This window comes from Devosia albogilva (assembly GCF_042685625.1).
Classification (GTDB): domain Bacteria; phylum Pseudomonadota; class Alphaproteobacteria; order Rhizobiales; family Devosiaceae; genus Devosia; species Devosia albogilva.
In genome coordinates this window covers 1,835,415-1,862,395 of the sequence record NZ_JBHUNP010000001.1, presented here as the reverse complement: position 1 = coordinate 1,862,395, position 26,981 = coordinate 1,835,415, and the positions used below count along the sequence as shown (strand labels likewise).

Genomic DNA, 26,981 nt, shown 5'->3' with positions numbered 1-26,981 from the left:
CCGGCTCGAAGCCCGCGCGTAAGCGGGGGCCCATCCTGAGGTGCTGGCACGACATCTAGCGGCGGTGAGGACATCTCGGGATGGGCCCCGGCTCAAGGCCGGGGTGACGCCAAAACTATTGCGACGTTCGTTAGGCCCGATGTGACACACGATCCGTCCGATGCTTGGCATCTATCCTGAGACTTCCTGATATCATCTGCCGTGCGACGCCCCCACTCTGGGTTGGTCAACCTAAGTCGTGTGGCCACAAAGTGCTTTCATAGCCAGCAGAATCGCATAATTCTTCCCCCAGATTTTTCTGGAGGAACGGCCTAGGCCGCTAGTCTAATGAAGCTCAGTCCAAATGAAATTAGTGAAGAGCTCGAGCGGGTACGAACCGGACACTACAACCAGTTCATAAGACGCTTAACTTTGCATAAGGCCAGAGGCTTTGTCGAGCAGAGCGTAGAGTTTCGCAACCCAGTAACTGCGTTGATTGGGACCAATGGCGGCGGAAAGTCAACAATCCTAGCAGGGTGTTGAAGAAGTCAGTCGGGTTCGCAGACGAAACCTGAGTGATCGGCCTTGTGGATGAAGAAGTGGCCGACGAGGCGACCGGCAGTGCCGATCATGACCCATCCGCGGCCGCAGGCTGGATCGTTGTCGTCGTAGCCTTGCCATGAGAACTCGGCGCAGGCGGCCCCGTCTCGGGAACCATAGCGAACGTCGAGGAAGCCCTTAAGCGCGCCGAAAGCGATTTCGCCATCGGCCGGGCCCTCAAAGGTGAGGTGTGCTGGTTCGACGAGATCGAGGACATCGTTGTCCCAGACATCCATTTCGACGATGCGCCAGCGGCCGGCGAAGGCCTTCGCGTATGCGGGCACCTTTGCCATCAGCCAGTCTCCGCAATCAGCTTTGGCAACCGCACAAGATTGTAGGCAGCGGCAGCGAAGGTGAAGGCCCAGCCAACCCGTTCGAGCCCTTTGAACCTGGTCTTGCGCTGTCCGGCCACAGTCTTGATCCAGCCGAACGCCTCTTCAATCCGTTTTCTGATGCGCAGGCTCACGGCGTAGCCGGATTGGCGCGCTGTGCGTCCATCAATTGCAGAGCGGCGGCCGCTGAGGTTGCGAGCCACATGCGGCGTTACCCGCATGGAGCGCAGTTCATTGATGAAATCCTCGGCATCATAGCCTTTGTCGGCGCCCAGTGTGATGGCCCGCGGCCGGTCGGCATGAGGCTCGATCATATGCAGCGCCGCCACCCGCTCGGCATGGCCATCCGCATGCGTCAGGCAGGCATCGACCAGAAGCCCGTGGCGGTTCTCCATCAGCCCGTGCCCCATGAAGCAGAGCTTGGCCTCCTTGCCCGCACCCTTCTTGTAGAGCCGGGCTTGCGGATCGGTGCTCGAAGCATGAGTGGCGTTCGACCGCTTCTGGCCGTGAAAGCTGGCATCCGGGTTGCGCCCACCACCACTGCTTGGCGGCTCATCCGTGTTGTCCTCCGGGCTGTTGGGCCGGATACTCTTCATCGACGCCCACGCCTCGATCAGCGTGCCGTCCACCGAGAAGTGTTCCGTGGATAGCAGCCTCTTGACCGGCGGCTGCGCCAAGACCGCCGCCAGGAACTTGGCGGCGATATCGCCCTCGAGCAGCCTGTCGCGGTTCTTCGAGAAGCTCGAATGGTCCCAAACCGCATCGTCGATCCCCAGACCCACGAACCAGCGAAACAGCAGGTCGAACTCCAGCCGCTCCATCAACTGGCGCTCCGAACGGATTGAGTAGAATGCCTGCAGCAGCATCGCCCGCAGCAGCTTCTCGGGCGCGATCGAGGGCCTACCCAAACCCGAGTAGAGCGAAGAAAACTCACCTTCCAGCGCCAACAGCGCCTCGTTCACCAGCCGCCGGATCGTGCGCAGCGGGTGGTCCTTCCGCACCCGTGACTCCAGATCCACATAGCTGAACAAGGCACCAGTCCTCTCGTCCGCTCCCCGCATCCCGCCTCCGCAAATCAGCGGAGTCCATTGAATCACGCAACAACCGATCCGACGAGCGACTTCTTCAACACCCTGCTAGGGGCCACTGCTATGGCCTACAAATCCATTCGACCCGGACAGTTCTTCCCGAAGTCTTTCGCCGGAGACAACTCCATGGCGGATTGGTCAATCGAATATGAACTCATCGACAAGCCCACTCATCCCACTCAGAACATCACCAAGACCGCAAAATTTACAAAGTCCAAGTGGCGACGCGACGACTTTCCGGATCGCAGCGTCCTATACATCGAAATTCAACGCACGGTTCCTGCAGGAGAACTCACCAAGTTCAAGCGGTTCTTAGGGCCAGCTCAAGAAGGCCTGAAGATCGGCAACCTCTCTGAGAACACTACCAAGTATGCGTCGGCTGTCTTAGATAAAGACATCTCGAATTACAGGGTTGCCCATATTGAGGACGACCCCACAAACATAATCTACATCGGAAAGCATCAGGGCTCCGACTATTCCCAGTTCCACTTCGGAGCTGGTGAAGCATCCATAATAGCTACGATCGACCGCATCGAGAACGCAAAAGACAACTCACTTGTTCTAATAGAGGAAGTTGAGAACGGATTGCATCCCATAGCTGTGCGGCTGTTTGTACAATACCTACAGAATGCCGCAAGACGGAAACGCCTGCAGGTGGTGTTTACCACTCACTCGCAAGATGCGATTGATGAAGTTCCTTCTGAGGGGATATGGGCATCAATCCACTCAAATACTTGGAACGGGAAGCTGAGCATCGCGAGTTTGCGAGCGGTGACCGGATCTGTCCCGAACGAAAAGGTCGTCTTTGTTGAAGATACCTTCGTACAGGAATGGGTTGAAAACGCGTTGGGGCGCTACGGTGGCGAAGCTGCCGAAACCACTAAGGTGTACCCGGCGGGGGGCTACCCAAACGTGGTCAAGGTTACGGAATTTCACAACACGAACCCAGCAAAGACTGTTCCTGCGGTCGGTCTGGTGGACGGTGATATCTATGATCCCGCTGCGAATGCGCCCCTACCTGAATATTGCCGGTTCCTGGGGGGCGGCAGCCCAGAGGCCACGGTGTTCGAGTACATCTACGACAACCGTGTCGATTTATGTTCGTTGATTCGGCAGCGGTGCTTGCTCTCCGCATTCGATGAAGAACGAATAGTTCAGGAGATCGAGAGCGTTCATAACGGCGCCCACGATCCCCATGTAGTATTCAAAAGATTAAGTGAAAAAGCTTAACTTCGTTTCTGCTCTTCGAATACGCGCGGGAATGATCGACATATTCAACGAGCAGAACAATGACTTTTGGAAAGACACAATAGAGTTCATAAGAAGCGCAAGAGCGTAGCCGAAGCGTTGTATCGATCAATGCGCCCCGTCCCAGTCCTTGGCTGCGTGCGCGTCCACCTGGATCGGCACGGTTAGGCGCACGGCCGGCTCCGCCGCACCCTCCATCACCCGCTTGATCACCGGCATGGCGGCTTCTTCGGTGCCCTCGGGGACTTCGAAGATCAGTTCGTCGTGGACCTGGAGCAGCATGTCGGCTTCGATGCCTTCGCGCTCGAGTTCGGGTTCCATGCGGATCATGGCGCGGCGGATAATGTCGGCGGCGGAGCCCTGGATGGGGGCGTTGATCGAGGCGCGCTCGACGAAGCTCCGCTCGGCGGCGTGGGAGGAGTTGGCGTTGGGGAAGTTGATCTTGCGGCCGAAGATGGTCATCACATAGCCGTCCTGCTTCACGCGGCGGCGCTGGTTGTCCATGTAGTCCTTGATGCCGGGGAAGCGCTCGAAATAGGTCTTGATGTAGTCGCCGGCGACCGAGCGCTCGATGCCGAGCTGGTTGGCGAGGCCAAAGGCCGAGATGCCGTAGATGATGCCGAAATTGATGGCCTTGGCGCGGCGGCGCACTTCCGAAGGCATGCCTTCCACCGGCACCCCGAACATTTCCGAGGCGGTCATGGCGTGAATATCGAGGCCTTCCTCGAAGGCATCCTTGAGCGCCTGGATGTCGGCGATGTGGGCGAGCACACGCAGCTCGATCTGCGAATAGTCGGCCGAGATCAGGGTCTTGCCGGGCGCGGCGACGAAGGCGGTGCGGATCTTGCGGCCGTCCTCGGTGCGTACCGGGATGTTCTGCAGGTTCGGATCGTTGCTGGAGAGGCGGCCGGTGAGAACCGAGTGCTGCGAATAGGTGGTGTGGACGCGGCCGGTGTGGGCGTTGATATAGGTGGGCAGCGCATCGGTATAGGTGCCCATCAGCTTGGTGAGCTGGCGCCACTCGACCACGGCGCGGGCGAGCGGCACGCCCTTTTGCGCCAGGTCTTCGAGCACGTCGGCGCCGGTGGACCAGGCGCCGGTCTTGGTGCGGGTGCCGCCCTCGAGCTTCATTTCGTCGAACAGGATCTCGCCGAGCTGCTTGGGCGAGCCGAGGTTGAACTTGCGGCCGGCGAGCTCGTGCGCCTCGGCCTCGAAGGCGGCGGCGCGCTGGGCGAAATCGCCGGAGAGGCGGGCGAGGATCTGCCGGTCGACGGAAATGCCGCGGCCTTCCATGCGGGCGAGGACCGGAGCGAGCGGGCGCTCGATGGTCTCGTAGAGCGTGGTCATGTTCTCGGCGGCAAGGCGCGGCTTGAGGATGCGCCAGAGCCGGAAGGTCATGTCGGCGTCTTCGCAGGCATAGCGGGCGGCTGAGGCGATATCGACCTCGGCGAAGGTCTTCTGCGACTTGCCGGTGCCGAGCAGTTCCTTGATCGACTGGCCGGGGACGCCGAGCCAGTGGTCGGCGAGCTCGGCCATGGTGTTGAACTGCGGCCCATCGAGCGAATAGCTGAGCAGGAGGGTGTCGTCGATGGAATTGACCTCGACGCCATAGCGGCGCAGCAGGCCGAGATCGTACTTGCTGTTGTGGAAGATCTTGAGGATCGAGCGGTCGGCGAAGACGGGGCGCAGCAGGTCCAGCGCCTCGCCGAGGTCCATCTGCCCCTCGGCCTTGCCGCCACCCCCAAAAATGTCGCCATCGCCGGCATGGTGGCCTAGCGGCAAATAGGCGCCGGTGCCGGGCCCGACCGAAAAGCTGATGCCGACGAGATCGGCGGTCTGGTTGTCAAGCCCGGTGGTTTCGGTGTCGGTGGCGACGATGCCGGAGCGGTAGATCACCTCGATCCAGCGCTGGAGGCTCCGGGCATCCTCGAGCACCTCGTAGGTGTCGGGATTCCAGGGGATGGCGCGTACCTTCTCGTGCTGCTCGCGGGCATGGACGACGACCGGCAGCGCATCGCGGCCCTGGGCCTGCTGGCGGGCGGCGCGGGCCTCGGCGCGGGCGGCATTGTCGAAGCCGACCGGCGAGGCCGGCTGGGCGGCAAGTGCCGGATCGGGCTCCCAGGCGTCCGGGTCGGCCCCGATCAACCCCGCAAGGCGCTTGGTGATGGTGGCGAATTCCATCGCCTTGAGGAAGGGGAAGAGCTTTCCGGGCTCGACCGGCTGGCGCTGGAGGGCGGAGAGCTCCAGTTCCACCGGTACGTCCTGCGCCAGGGTCACGAGCTGCTTGGAGATGCGGGCGAGCTCGGCATTCTCGCGCAGCTTCTCGCGGCGGGCGTTCTGCTTGATGTCGTCGACGTGGTCGAGCAGGTTCTCGATGGTGCCGTACTGGTTGATGAGATCGGCCGCGGTCTTGACGCCGATGCCGGGCACGCCCGGCACGTTGTCGACGCTGTCGCCGCACAGCGCCTGCACCTCGATCACCTTGTCGGGGGTGACGCCGAACTTGGCGAACACCTCATCGGCGCCGATCCACCTCAGCGGCGGCTGGCCAGGGCGCGGAATGGTGTCGAGCATGCGGATCGACCCGTCCGGCTCGACGAGTTGCATCAGGTCCTTGTCGGAGGAGACGATGGTGACCTTGCCGCCGGCGGATTTGGCCTGGCAGGCATAGGTGGCGATGATGTCGTCGGCCTCCCAGCCCTCCTGCTCGATGCAGGCGATGTTGAAGGCGCGGGTGGCGTGCCGAACCAGCGGAAACTGCGGCACCAGCTCTTCCGGCGCCGGCGGGCGCTGGGCCTTGTACTGGTCGTAGATGTCGTCGCGGAAGGTCTTGGCCGAATGGTCGAAGATCACCGCCATGTGGGTCGGCTCGTCCTCGCCCTTGAGGTCCTCCATCAGCTTCCACAGCATGTTGCAGAAGCCCTGGACGCAGCCGACCGGCAGGCCGTCCGACTTGCGGCTGAGCTGGGGCAGGGCATGGAAGGCGCGGAAGATGTAGCCCGAGCCGTCGACGAGCAGCAGATGCATGGAACCGATTCCGTTGAACGCGGAGCCGGACTTTAGGGCAGATGCCGCCGGGGCAAAAGGGCGCGCGGGCCGGTCCGCAATTCGGTCATGTTTGTAACCTAGGTCTTAACACTCAACTGACCGTTCGCGGGCACCCTTCGGCTCCGCATCCCGGTTTGGTCTGCCACGGGCGGGCCATCTGCTTTTGCCGAAGACCCCGAAAGTTGCGCCCTTGAGCAGTGAACCGGCTACCATTCTCGTCGTCGATGACGATGCCCTGATCACCATCGGGACCGTCGACCTGGTCAACGGTCTCGGCTATCGCGCGCTCGATGCCTATTCCGGGGCCGAGGCGCTGGTGATTCTGGAGAGCCCGCAGCCCATCCACGCGCTGATCACCGACTATGGCATGCCCGACATGAATGGTGCCCGCCTGGCGGAGCTGGCGCAGGGCATGCGTCCGGGTCTGCCGGTGATCCTCGCCACCGGCTATGACGACGTGCCGGAAGCGGAGGCCATGGCCTTGCCACGGCTCACCAAGCCCTTCCGGGACGAAGAGGTGCGCGACCTCCTGGCCACGATCGTCGCCGTCGGGGCTTGATCTTTTCCCCGCCAAGCCATTTATGGTTCATCGAAATCCCAGCCATTCGCCCGTCCCGGGCGTGACCTAGAGTGCGGGGGAACGGGAGGCGGCCCTGAACGGGGACCTGCGGACGACCATCGACTTTGCGGCCCTGTTTGAAGCCGCACCCAACCCCTACGTCCTGTTCGACCGTGATCTGACCATCGTGGCCTGCAACGCCGCCTATGAGCGCGAGGTGCAGCGGCCGCGCGATACCGTCATCGGCCGCAACCTGTTCGAGGCCTTTCCGTCGGACCCCGATTCACCTGGCGGCAGCCTGTTGCGTGGCTCGCTGGCAAAGGTGCTGGCGGAAGGTCGCCCCGACGAGTTGGCGCTGATTCCCTACGACGTCAGCCCGACGGGCGAGCCCCCATCGCTTCGCTACTGGAGCGCCACGCACACCCCGATCTTCGGCGCCGATGGGCGGATTGCCTACGTATTGCAGCACACCACCGACGTCACCGCGGTGGAAACGCTGCGTCGCACTGCCCGCAGCCTCAAGGATGAGGCGGGCATTCTCGGTCGCGCGGCGGCAGTTCAGGCCGAAAACACCGCGCTTGCCCAGCAATCGGAGGAGTTGCGGCGGCTGTTCCAGCAGACCCCCAGCTTCATGGCAGTGGTGAGCGGGCCCGACCACGTTTTCACTCTGGTCAACGACGCCTATCAGCGCCTGGTGGGGCTCGACCGCGACATTCTCGGCAAGTCGGTGGCCGAGAGCATGCCGGAAATGGTGGAGCAGGGCTTTACGCGCCTCCTGGACCAGGTGCGGCGCACCGGCGAGCCATTCATCGGTCGCGGTGTGCCGGTGATGGTGCAGCAACCCAGCGGCAGCGCCGAACTGCGCTATCTCGACTTCATCTACCAGCCGATCCGCGATGTCGACGGTGCGGTCGCCGGCATCTTCGTGCAGGGCCACGACATCACCGAGCAGAAGCTGGCCGAGCAGGAATTGCTGCGCCAGCGCGAAATGCTGCGCATCGCCCAAGAGGCGGGGGGCGTCGGCACCTTCGTGTGGGATCTGGGCACAGGGCTGTTGACCGGCTCGCCCACCTTCAACCTGCTCTACGGCCTGCCGGCCGACAGCGGCCCGCGGCCCTATACCGACTATGTCGATGCGGTGCATCCCGACGATCGCGAGCGGCTGGCGACCGCGGCCGGCCGCAGTCTCGAGGAGGGCCTGCGCCGTACCGAATACCGCATCGTCCTCCCGGACGGACAAGTGCGCTGGCTCGAGCGGCAGGGCAATGTGCTGCGCGGTGCCTCCGGCGCCCCCACTCACGTGGTCGGCGCCAGCTTCGACATCACCGCCCGCCAGGACCGCGAGGCGCAGATGGCGCTGCTGACGCAGGAATCATCGCATCGCATCAAGAACCTCTTGACCATGGTGCAGGCTATCGTGGCGCAGACGCTGCGCTCGGCCGACAGCATGGCCATGGCGCGCACCAGCGTCGCGGATCGCCTCACGGCCCTGGCGCAGGCGCAGGATCTCTTGACCAACGGCCTCGAAGACGGCGCCGGACTGCACGACCTGGTGGTGTCGGCGACGCGGCTGCATGACGATGGCCAGCGTTTTCATGTCGAAGGTCCCAATATCCGCCTTGGCAGCCGTCCGGCGCTGGGGGTGGCGCTAATGCTGCACGAACTCGGGACCAACGCCGCCAAATATGGCGCGCTCAGCATTGCTGAAGGGCGTGTCGATATCACCTGGCACACCGATGCAGCGGGCAATGTCGAGTGGCAGTGGGCGGAGCGGGGCGGACCGGAAGTCCACCCGCCGCAGCGGCGCGGCTTCGGCTCGTCGCTGATCGAGCGGGGGCTGTCCTCGCTGCCGGGCAGCAGCGTCAGCCTGACTTACCATGCATCAGGCGTGGTGTGTCGGGCGCATCTGGCCGTGGCCGGACGGACGGGCTAGCGCAGGCCCGACACCTCGAGAAGGCCGAGGCGCTTGGCGTCGTAGTAATAACCGCGGGCATAGTAGCGCACCGCCAGGTCAGGATTGCCCTTGGCGGTGACATAGGCGCCGGCGAGGTAGCGCACGGCGTAGCGCAGATTGGTCTCGGCATCGAGCAGGCCACTGGGCGAGCCGCGATAGCCCATGCCGCTGGCAGTGGCGTGGCTGATCTGCATCAGGCCGTAGTAAGGGCCGTTGCGGGCGGCCGGGTTGTAGTTGCTCTCGCGCACGATGACGCGGCGCACCAGCGATTCCGGAACGCTGTATTGCTGGCTGTAGTGGCTGATCAACCCATCGAGCTGGTTGCCGGTATAGGCAAGGAGCTTGGGTGCGGCGGGCACCACCGCCGCATCGGGCACGTGCCCAGCCGGAGTGGACGAGGGCGTTGCCAGGGCCGCGAGCGCTGCCGTGGCCTTGCCGCCGGGAGCCGGCTTGAGGCCACTGATCGAGCACCCGGTCAGCAGCAGGCTTGCCGCGGCGAGTCCGGCGAGGCAAACGCCGGTGCGAAGGGGTAGTCTGGTCATGCCGCGATCCTAGCCGATTGTCGCCCTGCCGCCCATACGGGCAAATCGCGGCGGCTTGATGGCTCTTGTGTGACGACGCACTTCTACTGGCGCAGTCGTGAACTTTTCCTTCCCCACCCGTTGCGCGTGCCCCCGGCTTTGGCTAGTTTGCGCCCATCCGCCGGACCCGTTCGGCCAATGCACCCGTAGCTCAGCTGGATAGAGCGCTGCCCTCCGAAGGCAGAGGCCACAAGTTCGAATCTTGTCGGGTGCGCCAATATTTCCAAAACGAGATCGTTTCCACTCGGCGTGCGGCTTCGCGGCCGTGTTGCCGACATAGTGGGCTGCTGTCTTCGACCTATGTGGTGTCCTATCACAGCAATGGCTTCTACTCGGCGACGGCCAATGGGTTTGCGACCGCGGTGGCCAATGGCAGTCTGACCGCACCGGCAAGCGGCAGTTCCGGTGGAAACGGGGTGTTCGCCTATGGACCGACGAGCTTCCCCTCCGGGACATTCAACGCCACCAACTACTGGGTGGACGTGATCTTCGAATAGCTCGCGACTAGATCATTGGAGCGAGAGCGCCTCCGGCGGACAAGGACCAATGATGTCCTTGGGAGGACAGGTCATGCCCCGTGGCCTTCGGGTGCTTCTGCTTGCCGTATTGGCGTGGGTGCTGGTGGTGCTGGCAGCCTGGGTCCTTCTGAGCCTTTTCGGGTGATCTCGCGCCGGTCTCGATAGCGCTCGGCTTTGCCGCTAAGGTGGCGGGCAGAGGCTGCTGGAGTTCGCCCGTGTTCCTGTCGGTGTTCGACGTGTTCAAGATCGGGGTGGGTCCGTCAAGTTCCCACACCATGGGACCGATGGTAGCGGCCGGACGATTTCTCGCAGAACTGCGCGATGGCGATTGGCCCCGCCCGGCGCGGGCGCAGCCGGTGGCGCTGACGGCGAGCCTGCACGGATCGCTCGCCTTTACCGGCCTCGGGCATGGCTCGGGTCGGGCGGTGATCCTGGGGCTCAGCGGCTTGTTGCCGGATACGGTCGACCCGGACCGGATGGACGCGGTTGTCGAGGGCGTCGAGCGCACAGGACGGGTGGAGCCGCCGGGGCACCCACCCTACCGGTTCCGGCCGGCGCGCGACCTGGTGTTCGACAAGCAGACGCGGATGCCGCTGCATCCGAACGGGTTGCAGTTCACCGCCTTCGACGAGGGCGGCGCGCTGCTGCTCAGGCGGGCATTCTATTCCGTCGGTGGCGGCTTCGTCATGTGCGAGGCGGAGATGCTGGCCGGCGACACCAAGGTGGCAGCAAGTGGGCCGGCGGTCCCCTACCCCTTCGACTCCGCCGCGGCAATGCTGGCCATGGCAAGACAATCCGGCCTGTCGATCGCCGAGATGAAGCGGCGCAACGAACTGGCGCTGCGCAGCGCCACGGAGCTTGAACACGGGCTCGACCGGCTGTGGCAGGCGATGTCGGACTGCATCGACCGCGGGTTGCGCCGGGAGGGGCGCTTGCCCGGCGGGCTCAAGGTGCCACGGCGGGCCAGGGGCATCCACGAGCGACTCGAGGCGGCGCGAACGCGCAACGTGTTCAATCCGCTCGCCGCCAATGACTGGCTCTCAGTGTTCGCCATGGCGGTGAACGAGGAGAATGCCGCGGGCGGTCGGGTGGTCACGGCGCCGACCAACGGCGCCGCCGGGGTGATCCCGGCGGTATTGCGGTTCTATGTCGAACAGGTGGGCGGCGCCGAACGCCGCGGCATCCATGATTTTCTCCTTACCGCCGCAGCCATTGGCGGCATCGTCAAGCACCGCGCCTCGATTTCGGGCGCCGAGGTCGGCTGCCAGGGCGAGGTTGGTTCGGCCTCGGCCATGGCGGCGGCGGGGTTGTGCGCGGTGATGGGCGGCACGCCCGAGCAGGTGGAAAATGCCGCCGAGATCGCGCTCGAGCACCATCTTGGCATGACCTGCGACCCGGTCGGCGGGCTGGTGCAGGTTCCCTGCATCGAGCGCAATGCCTTCGGGGCGGTGAAGGCGGTGACAGCGGCATCGCTGGCACTGATGGGCAATGGCGTCCATGCCGTGTCGCTCGATGCCTGCGTCGAGACCATGCGCCAGACCGGGCGGGACATGAACGAGCGTTACAAGGAGACCAGTCTCGGCGGCCTTGCGGTCAATGTGGTGGAGTGCTGAGCTTTCAGCCGCGCTGCATCAGGCGGCGATGAAAGCCGAGATGCTCGCGGTCCGGCCAGAACATCGTCTCCTCGGGCAGAAACAGCTTTTCGCCCAACCGGCGCGCCAGCGCTGGCTGCAGCCGGTGCGGCTCGGGCAGGAGGATGCGGTAGTCGTCGGCGATCACGATATGGCCAGCGCGGAAAGCGCGGCCAGCATGTTCCTCCACCGCCAGGTAATTGGTGATGGCGAGCGGGCCGCCGCTGTCGCGCGGGCGGATGGCGACGGCTTCGAGATGGGGATGGATCAGGCCGCCTTCGGGCAGGAAGCGCTCGCCAGTGAGGGCGCAGCGATAGCCATAAGCGGTGAGCACCAGACGGTAGAGACCCGCCTGCGGATTGTCGCCCAGCCCCTCCGGCTTGTCAGGCGCAACCATCCCTCGCCTCCGTATTCACCCCTAAGGGAGAATACGTATCTGGCGGCAAAGGACAATGGCGTCCCGTCGGCGCAGGGAGGCTACTCGGCGAGAAGGAACTCGGCCAGGGCGGTGAGGTCTTCGTCGGTCCAGTGCGAGGTGGAGTCGGCGATCACCTCGCCCATCGGGCCGCCGAGGACGTCGAAATTGGGGGTGAAGCCGTCCCTGAGCGTCTGCACCAGGGTGGGGACGTCGTAGCCCTCCTCGCGCAGCGCTGCCGCGGTGATGGCGGGGGCGCGGCCGCCGACGCCGCCGGGGGAGCCCGTCAGCGCCTGGTCCCATTCGATCGCGCCGAAGACGTTGCGGGGCGTGTGGCAGGCGACGCAGTGGGCGGGGCCGAAGGCGAGGTACTTGCCGCGATTATAGGTCTCGGAGCGGCCGGGCTCGGGCTCGAAGCGGCGCGGGGTGAAGAACAGGTTCTTCCAGCCGGCGGCGGCCAGGCGGATGTTGAAGGGGAAGGGCAGGTCGCCGGCCGGCTCGGCAACGGGTTCGGTGGCAAGAAGCGCCGCGTGAAGATCGGCGACCTCCTGGTCGCTCATCAGTGTGTAGTTCTCATAGGGGAACACCGGGTAGAGGTGCCCGTCGGCGCCCATGCCATTGCTCATGGCGTCGGCGAACTGCGCCAGCGTCCAGTTGCCGATCCCCGCTTCGGGGTGGGCGGTGATGTTGGGCGGCACGAAGGTGCCAAAGGGCGTTGCGAGCCCCGCACCGCCGGCGAGTTCGGGTCCGCCATTGGCCGCATCGGTGTGGCAGGAGATGCAACCGCCGATTCGAAGCAGGTAGGCACCGCGCTCGGCATCCCCCACCAGCGTCAGGTCGCGCGACGGACCGGCAACCGGCTTCAGAAGATAGAATCCCGCCGAAACTGCCACGATCAGCACGACGACGCCCACAAGCCACCAGCAACGCACCTGGTTCTCCCTCCGTAAGCCGTTGAGGAAAAGAGCAGATTGGCCACCAGCGTGCAATCGGCGGGCCGATCACTAGCCCGAGAGTTCATCCACTCACGCAATCCAGCCTCCAATTCGGCCCCCACAAACGGGTAGGGCGCGGCCCTGCGCGATCCTCTATTCCGCCCCGCCATCACGCGCCGGGGAGCGGCGCCTTTACTTGGAGCGGACAAGATGAACGTCGTCATGCGGGTGGCTGCACCCGAACTGACTGGTCAACTGGCACGCGGCGTCGAGACCCTCGCCCTCAGGATGAAGGGCCGGATCATCACCACGGGTGACACGGATTATGATGCATTGCGCGCGGTGGCGCTCGGCAACTGGAACCACCAGCCGCTGTTCATTGCCCGCGTGCAGGACGCGGCCGATGTTGCCGATGTGGTCGACTTCGCCCGCCGCAACGAACTCGAGATCGCCATTCGCAGCGGCGGTCACTCGGTGTGCGGGCACAGCAGCAGCGCCGGTGGCGTCGTCATCGACCTGCGCGACCTCAACGGCATCGACATCGATACCGCGGCGATGACGGTTTGGGCCGGCAGTGGCCTTACGGCGGGAGAGGTGTCCGCGGCGCTCGACCAGCACCAGGTAGTGGTGGGCTTCGGTGACTCCGCCGGAGTGGGCATCGGTGGCCTCACCGTGGGCGGCGGGCTCGGCTACATGGCACGCAAGCATGGCCTCACCATCGACGCCCTGCTGGCGGCCGAGATCGTCACCGCCGCGGGGGACATCCTGACGGTCGACGAAGGCAATCATGCGGACCTGTTCTGGGCCATTCGCGGCGGCGGCGGCAATTTCGGCGTGGTCACCCGGTTCAAGTACCGGCTGAACCCGCTGCCGGAGTTCACCGGCGGGCCGCTGGTGCTGCCGGCGACACCGGAAGTGGTCACCGGCTTCGTGACCGCTGCCCGGGCGGCACCGGAAGAGCTGACCACCATCCTGATCGCGATGCCCTGCCCGCCGATGCCCTTCCTACCGCCCGAACTCTACGGCAAGACCGTGCTGATGGGCATGATGGCCTATGCCGGCCCGGCTGCGGCTGCCGCGGTGGCACTGGCGCCGTTCCGGGCACTGGCGACGCCATTCGCCGACCTGGTGCGGCCCGGCCCCTACAGCATGATGTACCTGCCCGAAGAGCCGGGCATGACGCCGGCTGTATCGGTACGGGCGCGGTTCATCGATGACATCGACCTGAAGCAGGCCACGGACATGCTGGAGCGGGTGAGCGCGTGTCCGGCGCCGATGCGGATGGCGCAGATCCGCATCCTCGGTGGGGCGGCGGCGCGTGTGCCGGCCGAAGCCACGGCCTATGCGCACCGGTCAGCGCCGATCCTGTTCGCCTACCTTGCGATGGACGGTGGCGCCGAAGCGGCGGCGCGCAACGACCGCTGGGCGGCGGATGGGATCGCCGCCCTCGGCACGAGTGCCATGGCCGGCACCTATGTGAACTTCCAGGCGGAACAAGGCGCCGACAGTCTCGACCAGGTCTACCCGGAAGCCACCCTGGAGCGACTGCGCGAGATCAAGCGCCGCTACGACCCGACCAACCTGTTCCGGTTGAACCAGAATATCCCACCCGCCGCATGACCGATCCCGGTCAATTCTGGTGACGCCGTAACGGCGCCGGAGCTGCTCAGCAGTTCCGGCGCCGATTTGTTTCTCACCGGCCTCGGTCGTTATTTTCCGTTATCTTGCCCGATCTGCCCACCTGTTTGAGGGGCGAGGCAAGTCTCAACAAATGATTAATGGCGCGCAACCGGGGCGATGACTTCGCCCCGTCCCTTCTTTCACATCGAGACCATCATGCGCCGCACGTTGCTGCTTTCGAGCCTCTATGCGCTCGCCCTTGCCTTTCTGGCCCTGCCCTATGGCCTGGCCGCCTGAACCCATGCCGAGGACAAACAGATGACCCGCCTGCCCCCCACCATCGACTTCGACGAGAGCCAGCATCCCGAGCTGACCTCGATCTTCCGCGACATCGATGCCGCCATCGCGGCCGTGATCGCCAGCGACCCGGCGTTCCGGCCGCGGCCGGCGAGCAAGCGCCGCCGACCGGCGGCAAAAGGTGCGGCCGCACCCGCCGCTCGGACGCGCCGCAGCCAGCGCGCCGCGGCGTGAGCCCTACTGATCCTCGAGGCTGACCGGACTCGATATGAACAGGCTGATCAGGTCGGCCTGACGGTCGGTCTCGGTTTTGCGGAACAGGTTCTTGAGCGTGTAGCTCACCGTGTTGCGCGAAATACCGAATTCCTCGGCGATCTCGTCGAGCCGCAGGCCACGCGCCAAGGCCAGTGCCAGCCGCGTCTCTGCCGGGGACAAACCATAAAGCTGCGCGACCGCCTCGGCCGCGGCGCTGAGGCGCCGCTCGGGGTCGGTGACGAAGAGCCCGACCACCGGCTCGCCCGGCTGCGCCGGACCCCGGCCCAGCGGGCAGGCCACGGCGAACAGGGCGCGACGGCCGGAATTGCGGCTGAGCGCCACCGCCTGACTCGCCTGCCGATCACCGGCAGTCGCCCGGGCGATCGCCACATCGACGATATCGCGCAGGGCCTGAGTCTGCTGCGGTTTCTCGCCACGCAGCAGACCCTCGCGCGAGACGCTGATGCCGTCGGCTTCGGTTACCAATTCCTCGGCGCGGCGATTGCGGAACAGTACCTTGCGTTCGCTGTCGAGCAGGAACACGCCGAGGGCGATGCGATTGAGCGCCTCATCGGCACCGAGCAGGGCCGAGCGCACGCTGCCGCCGGCGCTGCCTTCGCCCCGCACCGCGCCCTTGATGCGCGCGACCTGGTCGAGGCGCGCCGCGACGGTGATCAGCATCAGATCGAAATCGATGGGCTTGGTCAGGTAGTCGTCGACCCCCGCTTCCTTGCCGGCGATGATGTCGCGGCGGCTGGCAAGAGCGGTGAGGAAGATGAAGGGCAGATCGCCAAGGCCGGGCTCCTGCCGCACCAGCCGGAGCAGTTCGAGCCCGGACATCTTCGGCATGGTGATGTCGCACAGCACCAGGTCGAAACGGCTGGCACGTAACTGTTCCAGCGCGTCCTGCCCATTGGCCGCTTCAGCCACCTGATAGCCGGCAGCGGCGAGTTCCTCGCAGATATCGGCCCGGAGGTCGGCTTCGTCCTCGACGCAGAGAATGGTGGCTGTCATGGCCCGGCAATCACTTCAGTGTTGAGAATGGGCGCCTCGCTGGCCTCTGGGGCCGGGCGGCGGAAGGGGAAACGCAGGGTGAAGGTCGAACCCTTGCCCTCGACGCTGTTCACCTCGATCCGGCCCCGATGCAGATCCATGATCTGGGCGGCAAAGCTGAGGCCGATGCCGGTGCCGGGAATACCCTCGGCGGTGCGGGCACGATAGAAGCGGCGGAACAGCGAACCGAGCTCATCCTCCGGCACACCGACACCTTGATCGGTCACCTCGATGACGATGTCGCTGCCGACCCTGGCGGCGTGCACCTTCACCGAACTGCCGGCGGGCGAATATTTGAGCGCGTTGGAAATGAGATTCTGCACCGCCTGCTCCAGCAGCGTGGTGTCGGCTTCTATCGCGCGGGGAAGGTTTTCGATCTCCAGCGCGATCCGCCGCTGATCCTGCTCGGGCTGGCTGTCCCACACACCTCTCAGCAGTTCCTCGAGGTCGCAGGAGCGCAGGTTGAGGGCGATCTCGCCCTCTTCCAGGCGCGCCGCGTTGAGAGTGCTTTCCATCAAACGGGTCAGGCGCAGGCAAGCCGCCCGGATCTTCTCGGCGCGGGAGGCGATCTCGTCCTCGCTCATCAACGAACCGCGGCGCACCATGCGCTGGGCGCTGGCGTCGATGATCGCCAGTGGGGTGCGGAACTGGTGCGACACCACCGAGATGAAGGCGCGGTGCAGCCGCGACACCTGCCGCTCCCGTTCAAGGGCGGCCTCGGCGCGCACCATCTTGCCATGCTCGCCGACCAGGATGCCGGCGAGCAGCAGTCCTGCCGCCATGGTGGCGACCAAAGTCGCCAGCACCTCGAACAGGGTGTGGCGGCGCTGCTCGCGAATGGCGGCATCGCGCTGGCGCTTGCTGAACAGGGCGGCATTGGCGACATCGCGTAGCGACGCCGCAAGCTCCAGCGCCTCTTCATGGAGTGTCGCGACGGCGGAGCCATCGTCGGGTTGGAGGGCCTGCAGCACGCCATGGGCGCCGTCCACCGTCAGTCGGAACTCATCCAGCTGCCCGGAGTAGCCGAGCCCCTGCAGCTGCCGGTGCGGCTCACCCTGCTCGAGCACCGCGATGCGGCTGCTCAGCAGGTCGAGCAGCAGTTGCACCTCGTCGCGTGCCACTTCTCCCTGGCCGTAGCCCCGCACGGCATCGGCGAAGCGGACCGCCTCATACTGCCCCTGGCTCGACAGCCACACCATGTCCTCGGTGATGTAATCGGCGGTGGCGTTTTCGCTTGAAAGCAGCCGCAGCGTCGCCGCGACCAGCAGCGCGAACAGGATGGCCATGGCGACGAGAGCCAGGAGAAAGCGCCGGGTCATCCACGGCCTGAGGCTCATTGGACTTGCAGCTCCCGCAACTGCCACACCCACCGGTCGTTGTATTGCGGCTCCTGCAGTTCCGGATGGGCGTCGCGGGGGTAGACGATCCACAGCGGACCACGGTCGCGCACCTGCATCTCGGCGCCGTTCATGACCGTGGCGAGCAGGACGTCATAGAGCGCGGCATCCTCGAAGGGGATGGGCGCGCGATAGTCGTTGAGGGCGAGGCCGGTGATGGTGGTGCCGACGGCGCCGACCCGCTCCAGCACATCGCGCAGCAGCACGCCCTGGAAGTGCTGCACGCCGTCGGTCCACGCGGTGGTGGTGCTGACCTCAGTGAGCCCCAGGGCATACAGCATGTCGCGGTCGAACTCGGCGCCGCGCCCGGAATTGGTGACTGCCACTGCGCCACTCACCACCAGGATCACCGGTCCGGTCGGCTGCGGCAGCGGTTCGGCGGCAGGTGGCGCCGCCGCCGTCAGGGCGAACAGCAGCGCGGCCGCCAGCCATCGCCAACCGGCGCCCAGCCCACCTGCACCTGACTTGCCCCTTGGCATCTTGAGTGTCGCCCCTCTGGCCCGGCTCCCTCGGGCGTCCATCGTATAATGGCGCTCAATATTTCGCTTGGTCCAGCGACGCCAAGCAGAAAAACGCACCATTGATACGATTTTACCTGTTCGGGTGGGGACACGACAGAAAACCAGGCCGGGCGGATCGCGCTCTACTACCCTCATCCGGCGAACCACTCGTTTGGGTGGCGACGACGCGGGATCACGCGTGGTCTTGGGACCGCAATACCTGCGGTCACTGCCGCGACCTCCACAACTTCTGGAATCCGCCATGTCACACCATCATCGCGACCTGCCGCTCGGCATTTACGTGCTGATCGGAGTCTCAGTGGTCAATTTCGAGCTCTTCGGTCCAGGCACCACCGTGGTGGTCGGCCTGGGAACGATCATCCTGGCGATGCTGGCGGCGCTGGTGGGACATGAGCTTCGCCGCCGGATGATTCCGCCGGACCCACGCAAACGCGTGGGGCGAAGAGATGAGCAAGCGGTTAACACCACGGCGACCGGTGGCGCTCGCTCCTGACTTCCCGACGTGCCGGTGCCTCCTATTTCCTGACCTCCCTCGCCGCCCGCGCCCTGCCGGGCGGCTTTTTCTTGGCTGGGCGCAACGCACCCCGGATTTCGCCGAAGGTGCCCCTCAAACGGGTGGGGCGGCAGACCGGAGGCGGCCCTAGATCGGCGCCACACAAGTTCTTGGAGAACATCATGCTCGAGTTTCTCGATGCCTGGCGCCTGAAGCGCCGCCACCGCCAGACCCAACTGCACCTTGCCGAACTCAGCGATCACCTGCTGGCCGACATAGGCATCAGCCGGGCCGAGATCATCGAGCTCGACGCCTATCGCACGAGGCGCAAGCGCCACGGGGCCGGCCGCTGATGCGCTATGTGCCTTCGCATCTGCGCCGCCGCCGTCGGCCGCTGTTCCGCGCCTGGCACCTGCTGCTGCTGCTGTCGGTGGTGGTGCTGACGCCCAAGCTCGACATGGGCAAGTTCCCGCTGCTGGCGAGCTGGTTGCCGGCCGAAACGGCAGAGCAGACGCAGCGCGGCTGATCGCGGGGGGTGGACCGGGTCAGGAGTTCAGAGACGGCTACCCTGCACGCCTCCGCTCGCGATCGACAAAGCCGATGGCCAAGGCGCCGATCATGGCCATCAAGGCGCCAACCAGCGCCAGATCCTGATAGGCACCATCGCGCCCCCACAGGCCGAAGACCAGCGACTTCCGCGAACATCGCCTCGGACGAGCGTTCATCCGTGACATTTTGCATCCACGATGATGCCTGCGCTCCGGGCAGGCGCAGCATGGTGACGGCGCGATGAGTCTTCTCTTCGGCACATAGACAGCTTCAGCGGGAACACCGAAAGTATCCCGCGCGCGGGCTGAATTTGCTCCGCCGGCTTGGCGGGGCTCAGGGTTGCAGCAGCGCCTCCACCGCGTCGGCGACAGCGCGGGCGGCGCCGGCGGCTTCATGGTCGACGCCGGGCAGCACATGGAGGGTCGCCTGCGGCAGCACCGAGCGGTAGCGCTCGGCATGAGAGACAGAAACGGTGTCGTCGGCATCGCCAATGAGGAGGCGGACGTGCCGCAGTGCTGTGAGGCGATCCCGCGCTCCGGGCGGCAGGGCATAAACCTCGAACCCGTCGAAATCCCAGTCCGGCATGCCCCAGAAGGGCGCCGCGAGGAGAACGACGCCTCGAAGGCCTCGCGGCAGCGTGTCCACCGCCGCGAGGTGCTGCAGCAGGCTCGAACCGCCGAGCGAGTGGCCGACGGCGACAAAGGGCTCCTGCTGTCGCGCCAGCGCCGCGGCGATGGCGGGCAGCCAGAGACCAGGTTCGGGGTTTTCCGGCTCCGGCATCAGCGGGGCGTCCACCGGCACATCGGCGCGAAGCTCGGCTTTCAAGGCGGCAAGCAGGGCCGAGCTGCCTTCCCCGGGCCCCTGTGCACCGGCACTATGGATGAACAGCACTCCCGCCATGTCACACCCCCAAACAAAAAGGCCCGGATCGCTCCGGGCCTTCCATTCGAGCCGCTTACTCGGCGGCGGTTTCTTCCTTGGCGATTTCCTTGCCGGTCGCCTGGTCGAGAACCTTCATCGACAGGCGGACCTTGCCGCGCTCGTCGAAGCCGAGGAGCTTGACCCAGACCTTGTCGCCTTCCTTGACCACGTCGGTGGTCTTGGCGACGCGCTGGTCGGCCAACTGGCTGATGTGGACTAGGCCGTCCTTGGCACCGAAGAAGTTGACGAAGGCGCCGAAATCGGCGGTCTTCACCACGGTGCCCTGGTAGATGCCGCCCACTTCCGGCTCGTCAGTGATCGAGCGGATCCACTTGATCGCCGCTTCGATCTGCGAGCCTTCGCTGGACGAGACCTTCACGGTGCCGTCGTCCTCGATGTTGATCTTGGCGCCGGTCTTCTCGACGATCTCGCGAATCACCTTGCCGCCGGTGCCGATCACTTCGCGGATCTTGTCGGTCGGGATCTTCAGGGTCTCGATGCGCGGGGCGAACTCGCCCACTTCGCCGCGGGAGGTCGAGATGGCCTTGGCCATTTCACCGAGGATGTGGGCACGGCCTTCCTTGGCCTGGGCCAGGGCGACGCGCATGATCTCTTCGGTGATGCCGGCGATCTTGATGTCCATCTGCAGCGAGGTCACGCCTTCGGACGTGCCGGCCACCTTGAAGTCCATGTCGCCGAGGTGGTCCTCGTCGCCGAGGATGTCGCTCAGCACCGCATAGCGCTCGCCTTCGAGGATCAGGCCCATGGCAATACCGGCCACCGGACGCGGCAGCGGCACACCGGCATCCATCAGCGCCAGCGACGTGCCGCAGACGGTGGCCATCGAGGAGGAGCCATTGGACTCGGTGATCTCCGACACCACGCGAATGGTGTAGGGGAATTCTTCTACCGACGGACGGATCGGGTTGATGGCGCGCCAGGCGAGCTTGCCGTGGCCGATCTCGCGACGGCCGGGCGAACCCATGCGACCAGCTTCACCGACCGAGTAGGGCGGGAAGTTGTAGTGCAGCAGGAAGTTTTCCTTGCGGAGGCCTTCGAGCGTGTCGACATACTGCTCGTCTTCACCGGTGCCGAGGGTCGCAACCACCAGCGCCTGGGTTTCGCCGCGGGTGAAGATGGCGGAACCATGGGTGCGGGGCAGCACGCCGACTTCGGCCAGGATCGGGCGGACGGTCTTGGTGTCACGGCCGTCGATGCGCGAACCGGTGTCGAGGATGTTCCAGCGCACGATCTTGGCCTGGAGGTTGTGCACCACCTCGCCCAGATCTTCCTTGGAGATCTCGCCGGCTTCGATGCGAGCGGCGAAAGCCTCCTTCACCTTGGCGTTGGCGGCATCAACCGCAGCATAGCGCTGCTGCTTGTTGGTGATCTGGTAGGCAGCGCGCAGGTCGGCCTCGGCAATGGCGAGGACTTCCTTTTCGAGCGCGGTGTAGTCCGGCGGCGTGAAGTCGCGCGGTTCCTTGGCGGCGAGTTCGGCTAGCTTGATGATCGCGTCGATGACCTTCTTGCTCTCGGCGTGACCAAACATCACGGCGCCGAGCATCACTTCCTCGGAGAGCTCCTTGGCTTCCGATTCAACCATCAGGACGGCGTCGGCGGTGCCGGCCATGACGAGGTCGAGCTTGGAGTCGCTGCGGCGGTCGACCGGCAGGTTCAGGACGTATTCGCCATCGACATAGCCGACGCGAGCGGCGCCGATCGGGCCCATGAACGGCACGCCGGAGATGGTCAGCGCCGCGGAGGCAGCGACCATGGCCAGCACGTCCGGGTTGTTCTCCATGTCGTGCTGGAGAACGGTGACGATGACCTGGGTCTCGTTCTTGTAGCCTTCGGGGAAGAGCGGGCGGATCGGGCGGTCGATGAGACGCGAGGTGAGGGTCTCACCTTCGGTCGGCCGGCCTTCACGCTTGAAGTAGCCGCCCGGAATCTTGCCGGCGGCGAAGTACTTTTCCTGATAGTTCACCGTCAGCGGGAAGAAATCCTGCCCCGGCTTCGGCGACTTGGCGCTGACGACGGTCGCCAGCACAACGGTTTCGCCGAGCGTGGCGAGCACGGCACCATCGGCCTGGCGGGCGATCTTGCCGGTCTCGAGGGTCAGCGGCTGGCCGCCCCAGTTGAGCTCGACCTTGTGGTGATCGAAATTGATCGACATGGTTTTGTCTTTCCATTCTGCCGGCGGAGCGGAAACACGGGATAGGCCAAGAGCCCGCGAACTCTGCCGGTGTGCCCGCACCTGGCCGCACCCCATGTGCGCGCCGGCTCAAAATCAGGCACTGTTGCTGTCTGGCGGGGACAGAACATGGACAAGACAATGAGCCTCTCCGCAGCGGAAGAAGCCGATAATCCTGCCATGCTCCGGCAACCGCCGGCCTAGGCGCCGCCCAGGATGAACCAACCTGAACGGCAGATAAACGGATGCGGAGCCTTAGCACCGCATCCATGACCGCTTAGCGGCGCAGACCCAGCTTCTCGATGAGGGTCTTATAACGGGCTTCGTCGGTGTTCTTGAGGTAGTCAAGAAGACGACGACGCAGCGAAACCAGCTTCAGCAGACCACGACGGGAATGGTTGTCCTTGTTGTGGCCCTTGAAATGTTCGGTGAGGTTGGCAATGCGCTCGGACAGGATCGCAACCTGAACTTCCGGAGAACCGGTATCGTTCGGCTTGGTCGCGTATTCCTTGATCAGAGCGGCCTTGCGCTCGGCAGTGATCGACATCGGGGATTCCTTTTCGAAAAAGAAGGTGGACGCCCCGGCCGGGATGTCGTCCAGGCGGGGCCAATGGCAATGCCGCCCCAAAGGGAGCGATTGCTGGCGCCCATATAGTGCAAAGGGCGTGGCTTTTCCAGACTTATTGCGCCGCGGCGACCTCTGCCGCCCCCTCGCCCTCCGGATCGATGGCCGGCAGCGGAATCACGAACTGCCACTCGATGCCGTCTTCGCGCAGGTGCCGCTCGACCGTGGCATTGAGCGACCGGCCGACCATGGCCTTGAGCACGGTGGTGCCGAAGCCGACGCGGTCCCCAACGATCTGGAGCCCCGGCACGGTCTCGCGCCAGACGAGTTCGAGTTCATCGCTGCTGCTCCAGGTCAGGTCGAGCCGGCCGCTGTCGCCGGCGAAGGCACCGTATTTGACGGCATTGGTCGCCAGTTCGTGCAGGGCCATGCCGAGCAGTTGCGCCGCCTGCACGTTGAGCCGCACCGGTGGGCCGGAGATGGTCATGCGGCCGGCATCCTGCGGAGCGAAGGGCTCGAGCTGGCTCTCGGCCAGTTCCATCAGTGCGACCCCGGCGCGCCCATGGGTCAGCAGCAGATCGGTCGACCGGGCCAGGCCCATGATCCGGCGCTCGAAGGCCTGCACATAGGACGGAATATCCGTCGCACCGCGGGCGGTCTGCTTGGCCATGGCGGTGATCACCGTCATCTGGTTCTTGGCGCGATGCGCCACTTCGCGCATCAGGAACTCGACGTCGCGCTCGGCAGCGCGGCGCTGCGCCGACGCGTCGGAGAGGGCCTGCGACACCTCGGCGATCTCGGCGATCGGGTAGGGCCGGGCCCAGACCTCGTCGCCGTCGCCCAGGCGCCGCGCGTCCTTGGCAAGGCCGCGCACCGATTCCGTCACCTGGCGGTTCAGCCATACGAGCCCGGCGATCATCAGCGCCAGCAGCAGCACGGCCCCGCCCGCCAGCGAGCCGACCGAAATCATCAGCGGCTGAAACACCGTCCATACCGGCGCCCAGACGACCACCGTCCATCCCGTGCTGGGGGAGCGTTGCGCCACGCTCAGCATCGGACCTTCCGCCGTATCCACCTCACGCCAGCGGTAGAAACTCGGCCGTTCGCCGAGTTGGGGGAAGGCGAAGGCGTTCCCCAGCGCTCCGGCGGATGCCGTACCCGCCAGCACCTGGTTGCGCTTGTCGAGCAGGGCAGCGTTCCAGCCCTCCGGCAGAACCGTCTCGGAAATGACCGAGGAAAGGCCGGCAACCTCCTGATTAAGGGCGATGAGCTTGCGCCCGTCGTCAGGAATGTCGACCGGCTGAAGGATATTGTAGATCAGCTTTTTGGTGACCGAGCCCACCAGCACGTCAGTTATGGCGACCTCGCCGGTGCTGAACGCCGTCTCAGCGGCCTCGACGCTGTTGGTACGGCTGTGCGGCACGTCGAAGTCGGAGCGCGTATAGGCGAAGGTGGTGAGGTCCGGATTGATGATGAACAGGCTCTTCTGGGTCTCGTCGAGCGCTACGCGGCTGTGCTCGTGAAAGCCGCGATAATCGCCCTCGCGCAAGGACGGGGCAGCAGCCAGGACGCGCAGCGTGGTGATGTTGGCGCCGATCTCGCGCTCCATCGCCTGGGTGACGCCGCGGGCGCTGGCCAGCATCAGCGTCTCCATCGTTGCCTGCTGGGCAAGATGGTTCTGAAAGATCAAGAGGCCTGCAAAGAGGAAGCCGGGGACCAGCGTCACCAGTGCGGCGCCGGTAAGGTAGTGCACGATAGGACGTATTCGACGCGGCCGCGATTTCCCGGCCGGCGCGGCAGCCGTCAGCGGATCGATGTTCTTGTCGTACGTGGCCATACCGCATTTCCGGCCGGCACCGGGCACCGGCAGGAAGGACCTTAGCCGTCCCCGCCGGATGCGGAAAGTGTGATAAGGCTAAACCTGTGTTAAGTCGCGGCGCGTTTTGGCGAATTTGCCACGGCTCAGTAGTTGGCCGGCGGATCGCTGGCCGGGAAGCTCTCGTCCACGGCCTCGTCCACCTCATCCCACTTCTTGGGCTTGTCGGCCTGAGCTTCGGCGCCGGCGTCGCGCACTTGCACCGGAGAGTCCTTTGGGCCGGGCTTCTGGCCGCCCTTCACGGCGGGCGCAGCGTCCGAGTTATTGCCTTGGGTCTTGGTCATCTCGCATGCCTCTTGGGTTCACCAGAACAACACCGGAGACGGGTGGCAGTTGCAGTCTTTGAGTCTTGCCGCGGGCTCTGGTATGACGCGCCGCATGACCGAAACCGCCGCCCCGCCCCGCGCCAACAGCAAGAAGCTCTTCATCCGCACCTATGGGTGCCAGATGAACGTTTATGACAGCGACCGCATGACGGACGCGCTGCTGCCGCACGGCTATGAGCCGACAACGGAAATCGGCGAAGCGGACCTCGTGCTGCTCAACACCTGCCATATTCGCGAGAAAGCCAGCGAGAAGGTCTTTTCCGAACTGGGGCGCCTCAAGGAACTGCAGGCCGAACGGCGCTCGCAGGGCCATGACGTGATGATCGGCGTTGCCGGCTGCGTCGCCCAGGCCGAGGGCGAGGAGATCGCCCGCCGCGCGCCGGTGGTCGACCTGGTGTTCGGGCCGCAGGCCTATCACAAGCTGCCGCAGATGCTGGAGCAGGCGCAGGGCCGCCGGCACCTGCCGGATGCGCTGAAGCGTGCAGTGGTCGACACCGACTTCCCTGAAGAAGACAAGTTCACCAAGCTGCCGGCAGCCCGCAAGGACGTGACCATCGCCCGCGGGCTGACCGCCTTCCTCACCGTGCAGGAAGGCTGCGACAAGTTCTGCTCGTTCTGCGTCGTGCCCTATACCCGCGGTGCCGAGACCAGCCGGCCGCTGGAGCAGGTGCTGGCCGAAGCCCGCAATCTCGTTGCCGCCGGGGTGAAGGAACTCACCCTGCTCGGCCAGAACGTCAATGCCTATCATGGCCTCGACGGCAATGGCCGCAGCGTCGGGCTGGGCGAACTCGCCTACCGTCTTGCCGAGATCGAGGGGCTGGAACGGCTGCGCTATACCACGAGCCACCCCCGCGACATGGACGACGCACTGATCGCCGCGCATCGCGACCTGCCGCTGTTGATGCCGTATCTGCACCTGCCGGTACAGTCGGGTTCGGACCGCATTCTCAAGGCGATGAACCGCCGCCACACCGCCGACGAGTATCTGCGGCTGATCGAGCGCATCAAGGATGCGCGCCCCGATATGGCGCTTTCGGGCGACTTCATCGTCGGCTTCCCCGGCGAGACGGACCAGGATTTCGAAGACACGCTCGCGGTGATCCGCGAGGTAGGATACGCCTCGGCTTACTCCTTCAAATATTCGCCTCGCCCCGGCACGCCCGGCGCATCGCTGACCGAGCAGGTGCCCGAAGAGGTCAAGAACGAACGGCTGCAGCGGCTGCAGGCGCTGGTGGTGCAGCAGACCCAGGCGTTCAACGCCTCCATGGTTGGCCGGACTCTGCCGGTGCTGATCGAGCGCGTCGGCCGCCAGGCCGGCCAGGTCGGCGGACGCTCGCCCTACCTGCAGGCGGTGCACCTCGAGGGCAGCCCCGACCTGATCGGCGCCATCCACCAAGTGGAAATCATCGGCACCAGCACCAATTCGCTGGTCGGCCGGTTGCCGGTGGCCCAGGCGGCCTAGCCGCGCGGCCGGGTGAAATTGTCTTCCAAGCGTTCGACCAGGGCTTCGAAGCGCGGTTTGTCCTCTGCCGGGAAGCTGATCTCGAAGGCCGAGAAGGTCTGGTGATCGGGCGAGAACATGACCTTGGTGTAGAAGATGGTCAGGTCGCCCGGCCCCAGCGGCTCATAGAAGCCCGACAGCACGAACCAGGAGTCGCCGCCGGCGCGATAGGTGATGGTTCCGATCTGCTCGCCGGCAGAGAGACGCGCCTCCAGCGCATCACGATTCATGCCTTCGGCCGGACCGCCATAGAGGCTGAGTTGGGCCTCGCCACCCACCTCTGCGAGCATGATTCCGGGCGAGCCCTCCGCCTCGACCACCGAAAAGAGCCCGAGCGGCAATTCGGCCGAAAAGCCGTAGACCGGGTCGGCATAGGGCGTCCAGGTCACCGCTGCCGGCTGGGCTGCGACGGCAGCAACCGAAACAATGGTGAAGGCGGCGGAATGAACCAGGGGTCTCCAGAACGTGGCAGGCATGGCGGCATCCTTGTGCGGCAGCGGTGCAGTCCCTAATTGGGAAAATGCCGCT

The 26,981-nt window shown here is 65.2% G+C and carries 27 protein-coding genes, 1 tRNA gene and 1 pseudogene; 13 read left to right on the top strand and 16 right to left on the bottom strand.

Features of this window, described 5'->3' with window-relative positions; translation table 11 throughout:
* Positions 1-327 precede the first annotated feature (327 nt).
* The gene (locus ACFSX5_RS09505; RefSeq protein WP_386833094.1) at positions 328-522 is read left to right on the top strand and encodes an AAA family ATPase; all 195 of its coding nucleotides are present in this window, start codon (positions 328-330) and stop codon (positions 520-522) included.
* 5 nt (positions 523-527) lie between these two features.
* On the opposite strand, the gene ACFSX5_RS09500 is transcribed toward ACFSX5_RS09505, so the two are convergent.
* Positions 528-872: a hypothetical protein gene (locus ACFSX5_RS09500; RefSeq protein WP_386833006.1), complete on the bottom strand. Its 345-nt coding sequence runs from the start codon at positions 870-872 to the stop codon at positions 528-530.
* Complete coding sequence (locus tag ACFSX5_RS09495; protein ID WP_386833004.1) at positions 872-1,972, bottom strand: IS5 family transposase; 1,101 nt, start codon at positions 1,970-1,972, stop codon at positions 872-874. The genes ACFSX5_RS09500 and ACFSX5_RS09495 overlap by 1 nt, the downstream gene beginning before the upstream one ends.
* Positions 1,973-2,062: 90 nt before the next feature.
* On the opposite strand from ACFSX5_RS09495, the gene ACFSX5_RS09490 reads away from it, so the two are divergent.
* A complete protein-coding gene (locus ACFSX5_RS09490) occupies positions 2,063-3,229 on the top strand; it encodes an AAA family ATPase (RefSeq protein WP_386833092.1) in 1,167 nt (388 codons plus the stop codon).
* Between the two features lie 126 nt (positions 3,230-3,355).
* Here the strand turns inward: ACFSX5_RS09490 and polA are convergent, their stop codons facing one another.
* On the bottom strand, positions 3,356-6,274 hold the full coding sequence (gene polA, locus ACFSX5_RS09485; RefSeq protein ID WP_386833090.1) for a DNA polymerase I: 2,919 nt from the start codon (positions 6,272-6,274) through the stop codon (positions 3,356-3,358).
* Between the two features lie 211 nt (positions 6,275-6,485).
* Here polA and ACFSX5_RS09480 point away from each other — a divergent pair, with 211 nt between their 5' ends.
* Positions 6,486-6,854: a response regulator gene (locus ACFSX5_RS09480; RefSeq protein WP_386833089.1), complete on the top strand. Its 369-nt coding sequence runs from the start codon at positions 6,486-6,488 to the stop codon at positions 6,852-6,854.
* A gap of 94 nt (positions 6,855-6,948) precedes the next feature.
* Entirely contained in the window at positions 6,949-8,787 is a 1,839-nt protein-coding gene (locus ACFSX5_RS09475; RefSeq protein ID WP_386835615.1) for a PAS domain-containing protein, read from the top strand.
* Here the strand turns inward: ACFSX5_RS09475 and ACFSX5_RS09470 are convergent.
* Positions 8,784-9,269, bottom strand: a pseudogene (locus ACFSX5_RS09470) (transglycosylase SLT domain-containing protein); the annotation flags it as partial. The gene ACFSX5_RS09475 and the pseudogene ACFSX5_RS09470 overlap by 4 nt on opposite strands.
* 260 nt (positions 9,270-9,529) lie before the next feature.
* Here ACFSX5_RS09470 and ACFSX5_RS09465 point away from each other — a divergent pair.
* The 3 genes from ACFSX5_RS09465 (at position 9,530) to ACFSX5_RS09455 (ending at position 11,520) form a co-directional block, all read left to right on the top strand.
* Positions 9,530-9,606: transfer RNA gene (locus ACFSX5_RS09465), tRNA-Arg, on the top strand.
* 88 nt (positions 9,607-9,694) lie between these two features.
* Positions 9,695-9,886: a DUF4082 domain-containing protein gene (locus ACFSX5_RS09460; RefSeq protein ID WP_386833087.1), complete on the top strand. Its 192-nt coding sequence runs from the start codon at positions 9,695-9,697 to the stop codon at positions 9,884-9,886.
* A gap of 236 nt (positions 9,887-10,122) precedes the next feature.
* The gene (locus tag ACFSX5_RS09455; protein ID WP_386833086.1) at positions 10,123-11,520 is read left to right on the top strand and encodes an L-serine ammonia-lyase; all 1,398 of its coding nucleotides are present in this window, start codon (positions 10,123-10,125) and stop codon (positions 11,518-11,520) included.
* A 4-nt stretch (positions 11,521-11,524) separates the two neighbouring features.
* On the opposite strand, the gene ACFSX5_RS09450 is transcribed toward ACFSX5_RS09455, so the two are convergent.
* A complete protein-coding gene (locus ACFSX5_RS09450) occupies positions 11,525-11,935 on the bottom strand; it encodes a hypothetical protein (protein ID WP_386833085.1) in 411 nt (136 codons plus the stop codon).
* A gap of 80 nt (positions 11,936-12,015) precedes the next feature.
* On the bottom strand, positions 12,016-12,885 hold the full coding sequence (locus tag ACFSX5_RS09445; protein ID WP_386833084.1) for a c-type cytochrome: 870 nt from the start codon (positions 12,883-12,885) through the stop codon (positions 12,016-12,018).
* A 213-nt stretch (positions 12,886-13,098) separates the two neighbouring features.
* On the opposite strand from ACFSX5_RS09445, the gene ACFSX5_RS09440 reads away from it, so the two are divergent.
* Positions 13,099-14,508: an FAD-binding oxidoreductase gene (locus tag ACFSX5_RS09440; RefSeq protein ID WP_386833082.1), complete on the top strand. Its 1,410-nt coding sequence runs from the start codon at positions 13,099-13,101 to the stop codon at positions 14,506-14,508.
* A gap of 318 nt (positions 14,509-14,826) precedes the next feature.
* The gene (locus ACFSX5_RS09435; RefSeq protein WP_386833080.1) at positions 14,827-15,039 is read left to right on the top strand and encodes a hypothetical protein; all 213 of its coding nucleotides are present in this window, start codon (positions 14,827-14,829) and stop codon (positions 15,037-15,039) included.
* 3 nt (positions 15,040-15,042) lie between these two features.
* Here ACFSX5_RS09435 and ACFSX5_RS09430 read toward each other — a convergent pair whose 3' ends face one another.
* From ACFSX5_RS09430 to ACFSX5_RS09420, 3 genes are read right to left on the bottom strand one after another with little or no spacing between them, the layout of a single operon-like run.
* The gene (locus tag ACFSX5_RS09430) at positions 15,043-16,074 is read right to left on the bottom strand and encodes a response regulator (protein ID WP_386833078.1); all 1,032 of its coding nucleotides are present in this window, start codon (positions 16,072-16,074) and stop codon (positions 15,043-15,045) included.
* The gene (locus ACFSX5_RS09425) at positions 16,071-17,450 is read right to left on the bottom strand and encodes a sensor histidine kinase (protein WP_386833076.1); all 1,380 of its coding nucleotides are present in this window, start codon (positions 17,448-17,450) and stop codon (positions 16,071-16,073) included. The genes ACFSX5_RS09430 and ACFSX5_RS09425 overlap by 4 nt, the downstream gene beginning before the upstream one ends.
* Positions 17,447-17,989, bottom strand: a complete 543-nt coding sequence (locus ACFSX5_RS09420) for a molybdopterin-dependent oxidoreductase (protein WP_386833075.1) — start codon at positions 17,987-17,989, stop codon at positions 17,447-17,449. The genes ACFSX5_RS09425 and ACFSX5_RS09420 overlap by 4 nt, the downstream gene beginning before the upstream one ends.
* 283 nt (positions 17,990-18,272) lie before the next feature.
* On the opposite strand from ACFSX5_RS09420, the gene ACFSX5_RS09415 reads away from it, so the two are divergent.
* The 3 genes from ACFSX5_RS09415 to ACFSX5_RS09405 all read left to right on the top strand — a co-directional run bounded on the left by ACFSX5_RS09415 (position 18,273) and on the right by ACFSX5_RS09405 (position 19,050).
* Entirely contained in the window at positions 18,273-18,524 is a 252-nt protein-coding gene (locus tag ACFSX5_RS09415; RefSeq protein WP_386833074.1) for a hypothetical protein, read from the top strand.
* 182 nt (positions 18,525-18,706) lie between these two features.
* Positions 18,707-18,877 carry a DUF1127 domain-containing protein gene (locus ACFSX5_RS09410; protein WP_386833073.1) on the top strand — a complete coding sequence of 57 codons (171 nt, stop codon included), beginning with the start codon at positions 18,707-18,709 and terminating at the stop codon, positions 18,875-18,877.
* Positions 18,877-19,050, top strand: coding sequence for a hypothetical protein (locus tag ACFSX5_RS09405; protein ID WP_386833072.1), 174 nt, complete (start codon positions 18,877-18,879; stop codon positions 19,048-19,050). The genes ACFSX5_RS09410 and ACFSX5_RS09405 overlap by 1 nt, the downstream gene beginning before the upstream one ends.
* Before the next feature lie 37 nt (positions 19,051-19,087).
* On the opposite strand, the gene ACFSX5_RS09400 is transcribed toward ACFSX5_RS09405, so the two are convergent.
* From ACFSX5_RS09400 to ACFSX5_RS09375, 6 genes are all read right to left on the bottom strand, one after another.
* Entirely contained in the window at positions 19,088-19,258 is a 171-nt protein-coding gene (locus tag ACFSX5_RS09400) for a hypothetical protein (RefSeq protein ID WP_386833071.1), read from the bottom strand.
* Positions 19,259-19,406: 148 nt separating this feature from the next.
* Positions 19,407-19,973 (bottom strand): alpha/beta hydrolase, encoded by a 567-nt coding sequence (locus ACFSX5_RS09395; RefSeq protein ID WP_386833070.1) that lies wholly within the window; start codon positions 19,971-19,973, stop codon positions 19,407-19,409.
* 55 nt (positions 19,974-20,028) lie between these two features.
* On the bottom strand, positions 20,029-22,167 hold the full coding sequence (gene pnp, locus ACFSX5_RS09390; protein ID WP_386833069.1) for a polyribonucleotide nucleotidyltransferase: 2,139 nt from the start codon (positions 22,165-22,167) through the stop codon (positions 20,029-20,031).
* A 295-nt stretch (positions 22,168-22,462) separates the two neighbouring features.
* A complete protein-coding gene (rpsO, locus tag ACFSX5_RS09385) occupies positions 22,463-22,732 on the bottom strand; it encodes a 30S ribosomal protein S15 (protein ID WP_386833068.1) in 270 nt (89 codons plus the stop codon).
* Between the two features lie 133 nt (positions 22,733-22,865).
* Positions 22,866-24,587: a sensor histidine kinase gene (locus ACFSX5_RS09380; RefSeq protein WP_386833067.1), complete on the bottom strand. Its 1,722-nt coding sequence runs from the start codon at positions 24,585-24,587 to the stop codon at positions 22,866-22,868.
* A 125-nt stretch (positions 24,588-24,712) separates the two neighbouring features.
* Positions 24,713-24,910: a hypothetical protein gene (locus ACFSX5_RS09375; RefSeq protein WP_386833065.1), complete on the bottom strand. Its 198-nt coding sequence runs from the start codon at positions 24,908-24,910 to the stop codon at positions 24,713-24,715.
* A gap of 94 nt (positions 24,911-25,004) precedes the next feature.
* Here ACFSX5_RS09375 and miaB point away from each other — a divergent pair, with 94 nt between their 5' ends.
* Positions 25,005-26,414 (top strand): tRNA (N6-isopentenyl adenosine(37)-C2)-methylthiotransferase MiaB, encoded by a 1,410-nt coding sequence (gene miaB / locus ACFSX5_RS09370; RefSeq protein ID WP_386833064.1) that lies wholly within the window; start codon positions 25,005-25,007, stop codon positions 26,412-26,414.
* On the opposite strand, the gene ACFSX5_RS09365 is transcribed toward miaB, so the two are convergent.
* Positions 26,411-26,929 (bottom strand): hypothetical protein, encoded by a 519-nt coding sequence (locus tag ACFSX5_RS09365; protein WP_386833063.1) that lies wholly within the window; start codon positions 26,927-26,929, stop codon positions 26,411-26,413. The genes miaB and ACFSX5_RS09365 overlap by 4 nt on opposite strands.
* Positions 26,930-26,981: the final 52 nt, after the last annotated feature.

Coding starts and splice junctions, on each gene's coding strand:
- ACFSX5_RS09380 (WP_386833067.1), bottom strand. CDS start 24,587: ATGGCCACGTACGACAAGAACATCGATCCGCTGACGGCTGCCGCGCCG.
- rpsO (WP_386833068.1), bottom strand. CDS start 22,732: ATGTCGATCACTGCCGAGCGCAAGGCCGCTCTGATCAAGGAATACGCG.
- ACFSX5_RS09505 (WP_386833094.1), top strand. CDS start 328: ATGAAGCTCAGTCCAAATGAAATTAGTGAAGAGCTCGAGCGGGTACGA.
- ACFSX5_RS09415 (WP_386833074.1), top strand. CDS start 18,273: ATGTCACACCATCATCGCGACCTGCCGCTCGGCATTTACGTGCTGATC.
- ACFSX5_RS09490 (WP_386833092.1), top strand. CDS start 2,063: ATGGCCTACAAATCCATTCGACCCGGACAGTTCTTCCCGAAGTCTTTC.
- ACFSX5_RS09365 (WP_386833063.1), bottom strand. CDS start 26,929: ATGCCTGCCACGTTCTGGAGACCCCTGGTTCATTCCGCCGCCTTCACC.
- ACFSX5_RS09395 (WP_386833070.1), bottom strand. CDS start 19,973: ATGGCGGGAGTGCTGTTCATCCATAGTGCCGGTGCACAGGGGCCCGGG.
- ACFSX5_RS09495 (WP_386833004.1), bottom strand. CDS start 1,972: ATGCGGGGAGCGGACGAGAGGACTGGTGCCTTGTTCAGCTATGTGGAT.
- ACFSX5_RS09400 (WP_386833071.1), bottom strand. CDS start 19,258: ATGTCACGGATGAACGCTCGTCCGAGGCGATGTTCGCGGAAGTCGCTG.
- ACFSX5_RS09405 (WP_386833072.1), top strand. CDS start 18,877: ATGCGCTATGTGCCTTCGCATCTGCGCCGCCGCCGTCGGCCGCTGTTC.
- miaB (WP_386833064.1), top strand. CDS start 25,005: ATGACCGAAACCGCCGCCCCGCCCCGCGCCAACAGCAAGAAGCTCTTC.
- ACFSX5_RS09410 (WP_386833073.1), top strand. CDS start 18,707: ATGCTCGAGTTTCTCGATGCCTGGCGCCTGAAGCGCCGCCACCGCCAG.
- ACFSX5_RS09430 (WP_386833078.1), bottom strand. CDS start 16,074: ATGACAGCCACCATTCTCTGCGTCGAGGACGAAGCCGACCTCCGGGCC.
- ACFSX5_RS09420 (WP_386833075.1), bottom strand. CDS start 17,989: ATGCCAAGGGGCAAGTCAGGTGCAGGTGGGCTGGGCGCCGGTTGGCGA.
- ACFSX5_RS09375 (WP_386833065.1), bottom strand. CDS start 24,910: ATGACCAAGACCCAAGGCAATAACTCGGACGCTGCGCCCGCCGTGAAG.
- ACFSX5_RS09500 (WP_386833006.1), bottom strand. CDS start 872: ATGGCAAAGGTGCCCGCATACGCGAAGGCCTTCGCCGGCCGCTGGCGC.
- ACFSX5_RS09450 (WP_386833085.1), bottom strand. CDS start 11,935: ATGGTTGCGCCTGACAAGCCGGAGGGGCTGGGCGACAATCCGCAGGCG.
- polA (WP_386833090.1), bottom strand. CDS start 6,274: ATGCATCTGCTGCTCGTCGACGGCTCGGGCTACATCTTCCGCGCCTTC.
- ACFSX5_RS09425 (WP_386833076.1), bottom strand. CDS start 17,450: ATGAGCCTCAGGCCGTGGATGACCCGGCGCTTTCTCCTGGCTCTCGTC.
- ACFSX5_RS09435 (WP_386833080.1), top strand. CDS start 14,827: ATGACCCGCCTGCCCCCCACCATCGACTTCGACGAGAGCCAGCATCCC.
- pnp (WP_386833069.1), bottom strand. CDS start 22,167: ATGTCGATCAATTTCGATCACCACAAGGTCGAGCTCAACTGGGGCGGC.
- ACFSX5_RS09440 (WP_386833082.1), top strand. CDS start 13,099: ATGAACGTCGTCATGCGGGTGGCTGCACCCGAACTGACTGGTCAACTG.